General features: G+C 40.2%; 11 protein-coding genes. 5 read left to right on the top strand and 6 right to left on the bottom strand.

Going from position 1 to position 13,720, the window contains the following annotated elements; all coding sequences use genetic code 11:
• Nucleotides 1-255: 255 nt before the first annotated feature.
• The 3 genes from ACT29I_RS13935 (at nt 256) to ACT29I_RS13925 (ending at nt 3,115) form a co-directional block, all read left to right on the top strand.
• The gene (locus tag ACT29I_RS13935) at nt 256-1,284 is read left to right on the top strand and encodes a J domain-containing protein (protein ID WP_430933051.1); all 1,029 of its coding nucleotides are present in this window, start codon (nt 256-258) and stop codon (nt 1,282-1,284) included.
• A gap of 454 nt (nt 1,285-1,738) precedes the next feature.
• On the top strand, nt 1,739-2,623 hold the full coding sequence (locus ACT29I_RS13930) for an alpha/beta hydrolase (RefSeq protein ID WP_444793728.1): 885 nt from the start codon (nt 1,739-1,741) through the stop codon (nt 2,621-2,623).
• A gap of 135 nt (nt 2,624-2,758) precedes the next feature.
• A complete protein-coding gene (locus ACT29I_RS13925; RefSeq protein WP_444793727.1) occupies nt 2,759-3,115 on the top strand; it encodes a DUF5684 domain-containing protein in 357 nt (118 codons plus the stop codon).
• A gap of 77 nt (nt 3,116-3,192) precedes the next feature.
• Here ACT29I_RS13925 and purL read toward each other — a convergent pair whose 3' ends face one another.
• Complete coding sequence (gene purL / locus ACT29I_RS13920) at nt 3,193-6,879, bottom strand: phosphoribosylformylglycinamidine synthase (RefSeq protein ID WP_430933048.1); 3,687 nt, start codon at nt 6,877-6,879, stop codon at nt 3,193-3,195.
• Nucleotides 6,880-7,465: 586 nt separating this feature from the next.
• On the opposite strand from purL, the gene ACT29I_RS13915 reads away from it, so the two are divergent.
• Nucleotides 7,466-8,884 carry an MATE family efflux transporter gene (locus tag ACT29I_RS13915; RefSeq protein WP_444793726.1) on the top strand — a complete coding sequence of 473 codons (1,419 nt, stop codon included), beginning with the start codon at nt 7,466-7,468 and terminating at the stop codon, nt 8,882-8,884.
• Nucleotides 8,885-9,034: 150 nt separating this feature from the next.
• On the opposite strand, the gene ACT29I_RS13910 is transcribed toward ACT29I_RS13915, so the two are convergent.
• Nucleotides 9,035-9,361, bottom strand: coding sequence for a winged helix-turn-helix transcriptional regulator (locus ACT29I_RS13910; protein ID WP_430933046.1), 327 nt, complete (start codon nt 9,359-9,361; stop codon nt 9,035-9,037).
• 136 nt (nt 9,362-9,497) lie between these two features.
• Here ACT29I_RS13910 and ACT29I_RS13905 point away from each other — a divergent pair, with 136 nt between their 5' ends.
• Nucleotides 9,498-10,496, top strand: coding sequence for a YhdH/YhfP family quinone oxidoreductase (locus ACT29I_RS13905; protein WP_444793725.1), 999 nt, complete (start codon nt 9,498-9,500; stop codon nt 10,494-10,496).
• A gap of 67 nt (nt 10,497-10,563) precedes the next feature.
• Here ACT29I_RS13905 and ACT29I_RS13900 read toward each other — a convergent pair whose 3' ends face one another.
• The 4 genes from ACT29I_RS13900 to ACT29I_RS13885 all read right to left on the bottom strand — a co-directional run bounded on the left by ACT29I_RS13900 (nt 10,564) and on the right by ACT29I_RS13885 (nt 13,534).
• On the bottom strand, nt 10,564-11,175 hold the full coding sequence (locus tag ACT29I_RS13900) for a class I SAM-dependent methyltransferase (RefSeq protein ID WP_444793724.1): 612 nt from the start codon (nt 11,173-11,175) through the stop codon (nt 10,564-10,566).
• Between the two features lie 19 nt (nt 11,176-11,194).
• Nucleotides 11,195-11,557, bottom strand: coding sequence for a DoxX family protein (locus ACT29I_RS13895; protein WP_430933043.1), 363 nt, complete (start codon nt 11,555-11,557; stop codon nt 11,195-11,197).
• 174 nt (nt 11,558-11,731) lie between these two features.
• Entirely contained in the window at nt 11,732-12,268 is a 537-nt protein-coding gene (locus tag ACT29I_RS13890; RefSeq protein WP_444793723.1) for an NADPH-dependent FMN reductase, read from the bottom strand.
• Nucleotides 12,269-12,490: 222 nt separating this feature from the next.
• Complete coding sequence (locus ACT29I_RS13885) at nt 12,491-13,534, bottom strand: UDP-glucose--hexose-1-phosphate uridylyltransferase (RefSeq protein WP_430933041.1); 1,044 nt, start codon at nt 13,532-13,534, stop codon at nt 12,491-12,493.
• Nucleotides 13,535-13,720: the final 186 nt, after the last annotated feature.

The raw sequence follows: 13,720 nt of genomic DNA, 5'->3' as shown, positions 1-13,720 counted from the left end.
CGGTCATTAAGACTTAATACCAAGACAAACCATCTAAAATATAAACGAAAGATATGCGCACAGGAATGTGCAAAAGAAAATATTCTTTATCATACCCTGGTTTTGTTTACAGACAGGATGGCGTAAACGAACTGTCTTGAAAATCCATGCAAAGATATACAAAAACTTAATTGCTTCCTATTCCGTATACTTTAAAAACATTTCTGTAGTTTAGTATTCAGACTGATGATGATATTCGTGCAGAAAACCAACTCTATGAACAACTACTACCATATATTAGGGGTTACACCAGATGCCACGTTGGAGCAGATAAAAAAAGCTTACCGGTCAAAGGCTAAATTATATCATCCGGATATCAATAAGGCCAGTGATGCCAACGAACGTTTCATTTTAATTAACGAAGCCTACGAATATCTTATTAATATTACCGGCAACAGTGTTAACCGAATTAAAAGAGCCAAAGAGAAAGCAGAAAAACAAGCCGCCTATCAACAACAGTGGGAACAACAAGAAAGAGAGAAAGCCAGGGAACGTGCGCAGGAAAGGGCTCGTATGAAATATGAGGCCTTCCTAAAATCGGACGTATACAAAGCAACAGAAGCCATTAATGTGATATTTGATATTTTAATTACCGGAGTTATTATACTTTTTGTCATTGTCCTGCCTTTCCTAACCATTAGAGAGTACGGGACTAAAGCGATTATATTGAGTATCTTAATCCTGTTGCCTTCATCCCCGCTATGGTTTCGTTTCATTGTACGCAGGGTCAACAGTGTGGACGTACGGCATATGCTGGTAAAGACCAGACCCACCATCCGGTCGAAGGTAAGAAATATTTTCCTTGGATTCCTTGTCAATATCATGGTTTTTAATGTGATAGTTTTAAACACACTCATTGAAACCCATATGATCTTTATAATATATGGGGTGGCGATAGTTTTAGGAATTTCGATTGCCAGGATAATAAAAAGCTGGTACTATAAATATTTGGTACGCTTCGATTTTGCTCCCGGTATAGTAAGCTTGTTTTTTGTGCTTAATTTCTATTTTTCCTCCAACCCGCGGATCGAAACATACGAGTACAGCCTGGATTTTAATTCTTCACCTTTATACACAACTATAGAACTGGAAAACAATGCCTACATGGAATTTGCCAACATCCGATCATTCTTTTTCAAAGAAAAGTTAATAGGCAACAATGGCATTACCTATAAATTTGAAGAAGGCTTGTTCGGGATAAGGGTTGCCAGATCAATCGAAACACACCGGATTTATTCTCAATAACTTCTTAAATCCCGATTCTTATGAGTCCAATTCAACATTTATTCTTTAATTTTATGGATATGATTTATCATAACTAAAACCCATGAAACGATCATCCACTTTATAAATCATAAAGTATGCAAGGGAGAATAGCCTTCCGCAATACTGCCGAACGACCTGTCCTCAAGAATTTCGGGAGGCATTCCCGTACTTGATTCGGAATTATAAACATCCATGAAAGTTCCTGTCCGGCACCTACCTGGTTTGACACATTTTCTATAGACAAAAATTTTAAATAGATAAAAAATGTACTTATCTTCCAATGCCATCCGGACAAAGACAGTATGTTTGGAATAAAACCCGTCAAGATCGTGGAGTTCGCCACGGTCAGAGCTTCCTGTCTCGAACAAAGAGACAGGTGGATTGCAAAGGTAGTAAAACTTGGTTCACTGGTTAATTAAACACACATACAATCATGAAGTATACTATATTATTATTAATAATGATATGCCTTTGGGCATGCAGTGCCCCATTCGGAAAAAAAACTAAAATTATTCATGTGGAATCGTTCTCCTCAAAATATGTACCTGCCAGGAATATCGATATATGGATTCCGGCATCATATTCTGCAGATACAAAATACAATGTATTATACATGCATGATGGACAAATGCTTTTTGACAGCACAAACAGCTGGAACAAACAAGCATGGATGGTTGGCGAAACAATGGACAGGTTAATAAAAGAAAAAATAATACGGCCTACAATTGTCGTAGCCATATGGAATATTAATGAGCTCAGGACCATAGAGTACTTTCCGAACAAAGCATATCAACTCCTATCGGATAACATTAAAAATAATTTAGGTAAGAACCGATTAAAGAAGTCACCTGAATCAGATAATTATTTAAGGTTTATCACGCAGGAACTAAAACCCTATATCGATGACACCTACAGTACCTATGGGGATATGCAGCATACTTTTATTGCCGGTTCAAGTATGGGCGGTTTAATTTCGATGTATGCCATTTGCGAGTATCCTGAAATATTTGGCGGTGCGGCTTGCCTGTCGACACATTGGCCGGGAACATTCGAAAGCAACATGGAGATTCCTGCTGCATTTAGGGATTATCTGGAAAATAACCTACCCTCGGCCGATAATCATAAAATTTACTTCGACTATGGGACAGAAACTCTGGACAGCCTTTATAAACCTTATCAGATGATGGTAGATACCGTTATGATGAAAAAAGGCTTCACCCCGGACAACTGGATAACAAAAGTGTTTGCCGGAGATGCGCATGACGAAAGAAGTTGGGCCAAAAGATTACATATTCCATTAGAATTCCTGTTGAAATAAAATACGTAATAATGAAACAACTGTTTCTAATATTCGTATGAATTGTTCATGGAGTCTGGCAACCATTCAAACGGGGTGAATCCGAAAAACCTTAAGAGTAGGAAAATAAATAAACTAATTTAATCTATTATGGAAATGAGTGATTCTTCAGGAATGTATGCCGCTTTTGGTGCTCTTGGCATAGTGTACATGGCAATAATTATTTTATTAATCGCAGCATTATGGAAAGTTTTTACTAAAGCTGAAAAACCAGGTTGGGCTGCAATCATTCCAATTTATAATACAATTGTAATGCTGGAAATTGTAAAAAAACCAATTTGGTGGATTATTTTACTGATAATACCTATTGTTAACATAGTATTCGGAATTATTGTTATCAATCAACTATCAAAAAGTTTTGGAAAAGGTGCAGGTTACACACTTGGTTTAATATTCCTTCCATTTATATTTTATCCTGTGTTAGGGTTTGGAGATGCCAAGTATCAAGGTTAGGCAACTATAATAAAACATCAAAGCCGGGCTTTCGAGTCCGGCTTTGATGTTTTAAACTTTTAACTTTCAACTAGGTACTATTTACTTTCCACCCACTTGCGTGCATTAATAAACGCTTCTATCCATGGAGAAACCTCATCCTTCTTTCTGTTTTCAGGATAGTGGGCCCATTGCCAAGGGAAGATGGCCCTTTCCAGATGGGGCATCATCGCCAAATGACGACCATCGTTGGAACAGATAGCAGCAGCACTGAAATCACTTCCATTAGGATTAGCAGGATACGCTTCGTAAGAATATTTACCTGGAATATTGTATTGGTCTTCGGCATATGGCATGCTGAACTTACCTTCTCCGTGTGCAACCCACACTCCAAGTCTATTTCCTGCCAGCGATTTTAACATAACCGAGTTGTTCTCGGCAATATTCATGTTTACAAAATTAGACTCGAACTTATGAGATTCATTGTGGAGCATTTTAGGCTTTTCTTCATGATCCGGATAAACCAAACCAAGCTCAACCATTAACTGGCATCCATTACAAACGCCCAAACTCAATGTATCATTGCGCTGATAGAAAGCATCCAATGCAGCTTTTGCTTTTTCGTTATACAGGAAAGCACCGGCCCATCCTTTGGCAGAACCCAATACATCTGAATTAGAAAATCCACCAACAAATACAATGAAGTTCACATCTTCCAATGTCTCTCTTCCTGTGATAAGATCGGTCATATGAACATCTTTCACATCGAAACCTGCCAGATACATAGCGTAAGCCATCTCTCGATCGCCGTTCACCCCTTTTTCCCGAATAATGGCAGCTTTAATTCCTGATTTCTTGTTACGGTTTAAAGCCAGTCCGTAATCTGCCAGCCTGCCATTAAAGTCCATATTAAATTTGTACTCCAATGGTTGCTTTTTATAATTATCGAAGCGCTCTTTGGCCAACTTATCTCCACTTTGTTTTCGGTCCAACAAGTAGGAAGTCTTGTACCAGGTATCACGCATTTCGTTAATATCGAATTTGAGTTCTTTACCAGACTTATTAATCTTTAGGAATCTCTCCTCCATTGGCGAACCGATAACCAGGTAACCTAATTCTTTTTCATCAAGCATTGACGTTACTTGGGCAACCTCTTTCACCTGGATCAATACACCCGGATTTTCAGCAAATAGAATTTTCACCAAGTCAGTTTCTTCGATGCCAGACAGATCAACATCGATACCAAAACTGTTGTTGGCAAAACACATTTCCAACAAGGCAGTAACCATTCCTCCTGCGGAAATATCATGACCGGCTAAAATTAATCCTTCATTAACCAAGGCCTGTATAGTATTTATTCCCAATTTAAAATAATCGGTATCAACAACAGTAGGTGCTTCTGCCCCCAGTTTGTTCACCACCTGCGCAAAAGAGCTACCTCCCAGTTTGTGACTATCAAAAGAAAAATCGATATAAATTAAAGAAGAGTCGGTATCCTTCACCAAAACCGGTTCCACAATCTTTTTTACATCACTCACCTCAGCAGCAGCCGAAATTATTACCGTACCCGGAGAGTAAACGACCTCACCATCTTTGTATTTTTGTGTCATGGAAAGCGAATCCTTGCCGGTTGGGATATTGATACCCAAATCAGTGGCAAAATCACTAACCGCCTCAACCGCTTTATACAAACGAGCATCTTCACCTTTGTTTTTACAGGGCCACATCCAGTTGGCACTTAACGAAACCCCTTTGATGCCATGTGTAAACGGCGCCCACACCAAGTTAGTTAATGATTCAGCTATGGCAATTTTGGAACCGGCAGCCGGGTCAATCATAGCAACTGCCGGGGCATGTCCTACTGAAGTTGCCATACCTGCAGTCCCGGTATAATCGATGGCAGTTGCCCCCAGGTTATTCAACGGAATCTGCACTTCACCTGCACATTGCTGTTTGGCTACTTTCCCGGTAACTGAGCGGTCTACCTTGTTGGTTAACCAGTCCTTACTTGCTACCGCCTCTAACTGTAACACATTTTTTAAGTATTCTTCAATTCTGGAGTCATCGTATGCTACCGGTTCGAATGTCTCTTCCACGGTAACATCTTTCATTATAGTTTTAGGTGGATTCCCGAACATATCGGACAACTGCCAGTTGATAGGTGTATTTCCTTTGTTATCTTTAAAAACAAAACTCATATCTCCAGTGGTTTCACCCACCACGTACATTGGCGAACGCTCACGGTCGGCCACTTTCTTCAACCGGTCGATATCTTTTTCATGTATTACAAGTCCCATTCGCTCCTGCGACTCGTTTCCTGCAATTTCTTTGGCAGATAATGTTGGGTCACCTACAGGCAGTTTATCCAGATGGATGGTACCTCCCGTTTCTTCCACCAACTCCGAAAGACAGTTTAAGTGACCACCGGCTCCATGGTCGTGAATCAACACGATCGGATTTTCTTCGCCTTCAGCCATGGCGCGAATGGCATTCATGGCACGCTTTTGCATCTCAGGATTAGAACGCTGAACCGCGTTTAGTTCAATATGATTATCGAATTCTCCCGTGGCAACCGAAGAAACAGCACCACCTCCCATTCCAATTCTATAATTATCTCCTCCAAGGACAACTACCTTGTCTCCTTTCTTTGGAGTATCTTTGATAGCATCCGATTTTTTGGCAAAACCAATACCTCCCGCCATCATAATCACCTTATCAAAAGCAAATTTCTTGTGGTTTTCGAAATGCTCAAAAGTAAGCACCGAACCACAAATCATGGGCTGACCAAATTTATTGCCAAAGTCACTGGCTCCGTTTGAAGCTTTAATTAATATTTGTTCCGGCGTCTGGTATAACCACGGGCGTGCCTCGGTAGCCTTTTCCCAGGCCCTTCCTTCCACCGAACGGGAATATGAAGTCATGTAAACGGCTGTTCCGGCCAATGGCAAAGAAGCTTTACCTCCCCCCAGCCGGTCACGGATCTCGCCACCTGAACCGGTAGCAGCTCCGTTAAAAGGCTCAACTGTGGTTGGGAAATTATGTGTTTCCGCTTTCAGCGACAATACGGTATCAATCTCTTTGGTCTCAAAAAAGTCCGGTTTATCATGGCTTACCGGTGCAAATTGCACCGCTTTGGGCCCTTCAACAAAGGCCACGTTATCTTTATATGCCGAAACCAGATAATTATGATTTTCCTTTGAAGTACGCTTGATCAATTGAAATAAAGAACTTTCTTTTTCTTCTCCATCGATAATAAAGGTACCGTTGAATATTTTATGACGACAATGCTCCGAATTTACCTGAGAGAAACCAAACACCTCGCTGTCGGTTAATTTTCTTCCCAGCTTTTTTGCCAAACCATCCAAATAATCCACCTCATCGTCGCTTAAGGCGAGTCCCTCTTTTTTATTGTACGCCGCTACATCATCAATCTCCACAATTGGGTCAGGTTTTTTGTCGATAGTAAAAATATCTTGTCCTAATCCGGTATACAGCACTTGTAACATTGGGTCGTACTCGGCATTTTCATCGGCAACGCCAAAAAACTCTTCCATACGGGTGATTCCGTGCAATCCCATATTTTGGGTAATTTCAACGGCGTTTGTGCTCCAGGGCGTAATCATCTCTTTACGGGGGCCAACAAAAAAGCCACCTAGCTCTGTTTCATCCGTTTTGGTGGCGCCGCCAAATAGCCATTCCAGCTTTTTTATATCTTCTGCCGCAAAATGTTTTTCGCAGCCCACTGCTAAAATCTGTTCCGATTTACCTTTAAAGAAAAGGACCATGAATTTTCCTGTTTTATGAGATTATTCTAATAAACCGCAAAAATACAACAAACCGACCAAATTACGTAATCCTGCCTCATTGTTTTTTAAGCAGTTATTAACAAAAAACAAACATGGAGACACAGGGGCACAGAGGAATTTTTAATTAGTTGCAGCAAACATACTACCGCAACTGGGGTCGATCCCCATATTGCGTACCTTCTGTTTTAAACGCTCGATGCCGCTAGCATCTTATTACCATGACGCATGGGTTTTAAATCATATCGTTCCTATTTGCTATTTTCATCCCCGGAGAACAGTATTATTTTTTGCAGATTAGTTACTATACACTTCTGCCACCCATGGTGTCACGTTTATAGAAAAACACACCCATAACATACACCAACACCAGCGGTGTTGTCCGTTTATAGAAACCGAAGCATCCACACACCGACCACAGAGAGGTCGAACATCCTATCTTTAAAACGTCTATGCGATCCACGTTAGGGTTAATGCACTTTGCAGAAACTGGAGCGTTCTACTTTACAAGTCACAAAACACTTCCCACTTCCTTCTTTACCCTTTTTTCCTTACTTTCGCCGGCGATATGAACAGGACAATTGATTTAACAAGCGGCCCTATTTTCAAGCAATTGCTCAAGCTGGCAATTCCCATTATCGGCACATCGCTCATGCAAATGGCTTATAACCTGACCGACATGATTTGGCTGGGCCAAGTGGGAAGTAATGCTGTGGCATCTGTAGGAGCTGCCGGTTTTTTCGTGTGGTTAGGAATTTCTGTGTTACTCATCACCCGAATAGGCGCCGAGATTGGCGTATCGCAAGCCCTGGGAAGAAAAGAAAAAGAAGAAGCCGCCCGCTACGCAAGGCATTCCCTATTTTGGGCATTGGTACTTTCTGCTTTCATATCCATGGTCGTACTTGTTTTTACACCGCAGTTAATTGGTGTTTTTCGATTGTCGGAAGGGGTCGTTGAAAACGGAGCAATAGGATATCTGCGAATTGTAGCTATGGGTTTTATTTTTACGTTTATGAACCCTACTTTTCAGGGTATTTATAATGGTGCAGGCAACAGCAAACTACCTTTTTATTATCTGCTTGTTGGCTTAGGTTTAAACATGGTTTTAGATCCCCTTCTTATCTTTGGCCTTGGCCCTGTTCCTTCGCTAGGAGTAAAAGGTGCCGCCATAGCTACGGTAACTGCACAAGCGGTGGTTTATATTATTTTTGTCATTCGCTTTGTCTGGAAAAAGGAAATCATGAATCCGGAATTCAAACAATTTAAATTATGCAAAGACATTACAAAGAATGTTTTCAGACTGGGTTCACCGGTTGCTATGGAAAGCAGCCTGTTTGCCATTTTTGCATTGATACTGGCCCGAATGATAACCAAGTGGGGAGATATGCCCATTGCGGTTCAAAGTGTGGGCGCCCAAATTGAGGCCTTATCCTGGATGACTTCTTCGGGCTTTGCAACTGCTTTGAGTAGTTTTACCGGACAAAACTTTGGAGCTGGAAACTGGGACAGGATCAAAAAAGGTTATTTCACCACTTTGGGCGTTGGTATATTTTTAGGATTAACAGTAACGATGTCGTTCTTTGTATTTGGCAAGCAGATCTTCTCATTGTTTTTAAGAGAATCTGAGCCCTTACAAATGGGCATCATCTATTTAAAAATATTGGCCGTTTCGCAAACGTTTATGATTATTGAAATTGTTACACGAGGAGCATTCAATGGTATTGGCCGAACAGTCCCACCTTCCATTGTTGGCATCGTATTTACAGGCGCTCGGGTACCGGCAGGCTACATATTGTCCTCCTCAAAATTACTGGGCATGTTTGGCATTTGGTGGGCCATCAGCCTTTCAAGCGTGGTCAAAGGATTCGTATCAATGGGCTGGTACCTGACCGTTTTAAACAGAAAATCCGGCAAATCCAGAAAGAATATTCTTATCAGCCTAATTCCAAACAGGTTAAGGCAACAGATTTTCGTGGACAAAGAGTAGTCACTGTTTAAACAAAAGGCAGATAAAAGTATTCAGTAATGATAAACCTAGTAGCGAGGATGACGCGCACGGAGAATTAAGATTTGAGTAAAACACGATAGCATTATTCACCATTTTATTCTTTCTAAAATACAGTGCAACTGAAAATCATCATTCCTTAACGTCATCTATGATGGATTCAAACACCAATCCTCCTTTAAACATTGCTTTTAGAACAGGTTGCGTTCTTTGACCTAATTCTGTCAAATAATACTCTACCCTGGGCGGTACTTCGGGGAACACTGTGCGCCCGATTAAACCGTCATCTTCCAGTTCCCTTAGTTGCTTTGTAAGCATTCGCTCGCTGATGTCCGGTAACAGCTTAACCAATTCATGGTATCTTTTACTTCCCTGAAAAAGATGTAAAACAATAGTTCCTTTACGTTTTCCCTTGATAACATTGATGAATGTATCAATAGGGCAATAACTTTTTTCCATATTTTTTCTCCTGGCTTGCCTTATTCCACTCAATATGGAACAAAATGTTCGTTAGCAACATATTTGTAAGCTCTTGTTTTACAGCTCTTTTATAACGTACTTTGTACAAAAGTATTCAAAAAATAATAAATAAGCAATGAAAAATAGCGATACAACATTCAAGGCATTTCGCGTAGAAGAGGAAAACGGCAATTACATCACTTCTATTAAAGACATGCCATTTGATATTTTAGAAAAGGGTGAAGTTCTTATTAAAGTAGAATACAGCTCCTTAAATTACAAGGATGCTTTATCAAGCATTGGTAACAAAGGCGTAACCAGAAAGTATCCTCACACTCCGGGCATTGATGCTGCCGGAGTCGTCGAAAAAAGTAATAGTGAATTGTATAAAGCAGGTGATTCGGTTATAGCAACCAGTTATGAACTTGGCATGAACCATCCTGGTGGATTTGCCGAATATATTAAAGTGCCGGATTCGTGGATTGTTGCTATGCCCCAAAACATGAATGCCCGCCAGGCAATGACGTATGGCACAGCTGGTTTCACAGCAGCACTATCCGTATTTCGACTGTTAAACAATGGGCAAAAACCAGAAATGGGACCTGTTGCTGTGACAGGTGCTTTAGGCGGTGTTGGAAACATTGCCTGCCAGATTCTGAATAAAATAGGTTTTGAGGTTATTGCAGCTAATTACGAATTGGCTCCCGAAGCAGAAATTCAGAAGATTGGTGCCAAATCACAAATCGATCGCAGTGTTTCTGATGACAAATCGGGCCGACCAATGTTAAAAACCCAATGGGCCGGAGCCGTTGATGTGGTCGGAGGAAATACGCTTACAACCATGCTAAAAGGCTGCATGCCTCTAGGTAACGTCACTACATGTGGAAATATTGGTTCCGGTGAGCTTGAAATGACAGTGTATCCTTTTATTTTGAGAGGAGTAAGTCTTTTAGGTATCGATTCTCAAAACTGCCCGATGGAGATTCGTCAGGAAATCTGGAATCTATTAGCCGGGGATTGGTCTATTGATTTTGACCCGGGTTTAATCAGAGAATCTTCGCTGGAATCTCTTAGAACCCACATTGATCTGATGCTCGACAAGAAAAGCAAAGGACGTGTTGTAGTAAAAATATAACCAGTCAGCGGTCGGCAATTCTCTGTCAGCGGCCAGCAACACAGGGCTGCCGACTTATGACTGCCGACTACTTTTTCCTCCCCACAAACCTGATTACTGCACCCATGCCTACATGATACTCACCTTCGTTTAAAGCAACCTGCTCTTCCTTAAGATCAATAATTTCATAATTATTGAAGTCCTTCTTGATTTCATCCAGCGAGAAAAGCATGGCTGGATTAGGGGGTCCCATGGGTTTTTCGTTGCTTTTACTTACTTCAGGATGAGATTTACTGAACCCCTCTAAAATAACGATACCACCACTTTTCAAATATTGATCCAACTGTTTATGGTACATCGATTTCTTATCCGGCGGAAAGTGTGCATACACCAAACCAATGGCATCAAAAGTGCCTTTCCGAAAACTGATTTCACTACACTCTGCTATCTGGTATTGGATATTGACCTGATGTGTTTCCGCCAGCTTTTGCGCTTTCGATTTCCCCTCCCGGCTTAAATCAAAAGCATGCACGTCCCAACCCATCCGGGCTGCGTAGACGGCATTACGTCCTTCGCCTTCGGCAGGTAATAAAATGCTTCCAGATTTTATTTTAGCTAGTTGCTCTGCAAAAAAATCATTCGGCTCCGTTCCATAGGCATAATCTTCGGCACTATACCTTTTATCCCACATTTCTTTCATATTCTTTTCTGTTTATCACTTAACTGATATTGTCCAGTTTTTTCCGGCTAAAGTATGAGGTGGCTAACAACAGTAATGCAACCAGTGCAGGAATAAACTTTCCATCATCCGTCATATAATGCGCAAAAAACGCCAAAACAAAGTCAAAGAAAAACCCGGCATAAGCCCATTCCTTAACATTATTCCTTCTGCAAAACCAAATGGCCAACAATCCTAATATTTTAGCTATTGCCAATGGGTAGATGATATAAGAAGGGTACCCAAACCCTTCGAAAGTCTGAACCATATCGGCATGCTTTATAAAATACATGGAAGCCGACATCAGCATCATCACCGTCAACAACCCGGTACTTATCCAATTAACAATTTTAAGTTTCTTCATATCATCCCATATTTTATAGTTTCAAAGTTTATAACAACATTAAGAAAGAATCGTTATAAATAAAACTGTTTTCTTTTTTTACTTCCTACCATTATCTGTCTTTTAGAAGGACAATATAACAAAGGTAATCTTACTTCAATTAAAGAATTACCTCAATGTTCGGTTACTCACCCGTTATTTACCCAATTCATTTTTAAAGATCTTCAACTTCTGTTCCAGTTCCTGTTTTTTTTGAGGATCTTTAATTCCTTCGTCCGAAAAATTCTCAAAAAACAATGGCAATGTATAGTCAGCAACGACCTTACCTCCATGGAAAGGCATTAATTTTTTCATTATTTCCAATACATTTTCACCTCCCCTTTCTCCCGGCGACGTGGCCATTAATAGCATTGGTTTGTTTCGCCATAACTTCTTATTGATCCTGGAAACCCAATCCAGCAAGTTTTTATATGCTACCGTAGGCAAACCATTATTTTCTGCCAAGGACAACACAATACCATCAGCTTCTTTTATTAGGTTATCAAATCTAAAGGCATTATCCGGTATTCCTTTTTCTTCTTGCAAATCGACACTATAAACCGGTAAATTAAAGTCATTTAAGTCTGCCACAACCATTTGAGTATTCTCAACAAGACTGGCTGCATAAACTGCCAATTGTTTATTAATGGATTTTAAACTGTTACTACCCCCAAGCGTAAGCAATATCTTCATTTTATTCATGTTTATTATTTTAAGTTAATAACAACGCAAACAAAGAATCGTTTTAAAAAATCTTTAACGAGTTCTAGAAAACACAATTCTTATGGCAATACCTACACCCTCACATAGACTTGTGAATAAAATTCGTTTTAATCTGTGTGATCTGAGGACAAAAAAAGGCAAAAAAAAGAGGTTACCTACCACAGTAACCTCTTTTACTCTAAAACCAAAAAACTACCTGTGCTTATAATGAACCTTAGAAAGGTCTCGAAGCCTTTGTGCACTAGTTTCGGCAGTAATGTCACGCTGGGGCGTGCCCAACATTTCATATCCTACCATAAACTTCTTCACTGTTGCCGAACGCAACAATGGTGGATAAAAACTCATATGCAAGTGCCACTCCGGATGCTCTTCGCCATCGGTTGGGGCCTGGTGGATACCAGCCGAATAAGGAAAGGATACCTCAAAAAGGTTATCATACATTACGGTTAACTCTTTGTATGCAGCTGCAAATGATTCTTTTTCTTCTTCGGTAAGTTCCGTTAAGTTCGAAACATGACGTTTGCTCACAATCATCGCTTCAAATGGCCATACCGCCCAATAAGGAACCAAACCTACAAAATGATCGTTTTCGAAAAGAATACGCTCTTTCTTCTCGAACTCGGCAGCTATATAGTCAGCCAGCAAACTCTTTCCGTTCTTTTCGTAGTACTCCTTCATTTTCGCCTGCTTTTTAGCTGGCTCATTAGGTACAGTACTGTTCGACCATATTTGTCCGTGCGGGTGCGGGTTACTACATCCCATCACACTTCCTTTATTTTCAAATATCTGAACGTAGTTTACAAAATCATTTTCTCCAATCGACTTATATTCCGAAGTCCATAAATCAACCACTTTTTTGATTTCAGAAACTTCCATTTCCGGAACCGTTAAATCGTGACGAGGAGAAAAACAGATTACCTTACAAATGCCGCTTTCGCTTTTTGCCTGAAACAATCCTTCATCAACTCCACCTCCCGGAGTATCGCTTAACAAAGCTGAAAAATCGTTTACAAATACGTAAGGTTCGGTGTACTTGGGATTCATATGACCACCAATACGTTCATTGCCCGGACATAAATAGCACTTAGGGTCGTACTCAGGTCTCTTTTCCTCTGATACTTTTTCAACCTGCCCTTGCCAGGGTCGTTTGGCCCTATGTGGAGATACCAAGACCCACTCTCCAGTTAATACATTCAATCTTTTGTGAGGATGATCCTCCATGTTAAATTGTGCCATTCTATTTTTTTTAGTTACAATGGTTTATAATCTTGAAACTAGAAATCTTATCTTTGAACTAACCTACTCAACTGGTAGGTACCGGTAGGTACTGATACGCAAATTTACAATTTATTTTTATTTTGCAAATAAAAAAAGAACTTTTTTTAAACTCATTAAAAACTACAAACCCTAATTAACACGGTC

It is taken from the genome of Saccharicrinis sp. GN24d3, from assembly GCF_052400645.1.
Lineage (GTDB): Bacteria > Bacteroidota > Bacteroidia > Bacteroidales > Marinilabiliaceae > Saccharicrinis.
The sequence above is the reverse complement of the archived record's forward strand: the minus strand, read 5'-3'. Positions and strand labels throughout refer to the sequence as shown.

Excerpts from the sequence above, each read along its gene's own strand:
- ACT29I_RS13930 (WP_444793728.1), top strand. The coding sequence starts at position 1,739 with ATGAAGTATACTATATTATTATTAATAATGATATGCCTTTGGGCATGC.
- ACT29I_RS13910 (WP_430933046.1), bottom strand. The coding sequence starts at position 9,361 with ATGGAAAAAAGTTATTGCCCTATTGATACATTCATCAATGTTATCAAG.
- ACT29I_RS13915 (WP_444793726.1), top strand. The coding sequence starts at position 7,466 with ATGAACAGGACAATTGATTTAACAAGCGGCCCTATTTTCAAGCAATTG.
- ACT29I_RS13895 (WP_430933043.1), bottom strand. The coding sequence starts at position 11,557 with ATGAAGAAACTTAAAATTGTTAATTGGATAAGTACCGGGTTGTTGACG.
- ACT29I_RS13890 (WP_444793723.1), bottom strand. The coding sequence starts at position 12,268 with ATGAAGATATTGCTTACGCTTGGGGGTAGTAACAGTTTAAAATCCATT.
- ACT29I_RS13935 (WP_430933051.1), top strand. The coding sequence starts at position 256 with ATGAACAACTACTACCATATATTAGGGGTTACACCAGATGCCACGTTG.
- ACT29I_RS13885 (WP_430933041.1), bottom strand. The coding sequence starts at position 13,534 with ATGGCACAATTTAACATGGAGGATCATCCTCACAAAAGATTGAATGTA.
- ACT29I_RS13905 (WP_444793725.1), top strand. The coding sequence starts at position 9,498 with ATGAAAAATAGCGATACAACATTCAAGGCATTTCGCGTAGAAGAGGAA.
- purL (WP_430933048.1), bottom strand. The coding sequence starts at position 6,879 with ATGGTCCTTTTCTTTAAAGGTAAATCGGAACAGATTTTAGCAGTGGGC.
- ACT29I_RS13900 (WP_444793724.1), bottom strand. The coding sequence starts at position 11,175 with ATGAAAGAAATGTGGGATAAAAGGTATAGTGCCGAAGATTATGCCTAT.
- ACT29I_RS13925 (WP_444793727.1), top strand. The coding sequence starts at position 2,759 with ATGAGTGATTCTTCAGGAATGTATGCCGCTTTTGGTGCTCTTGGCATA.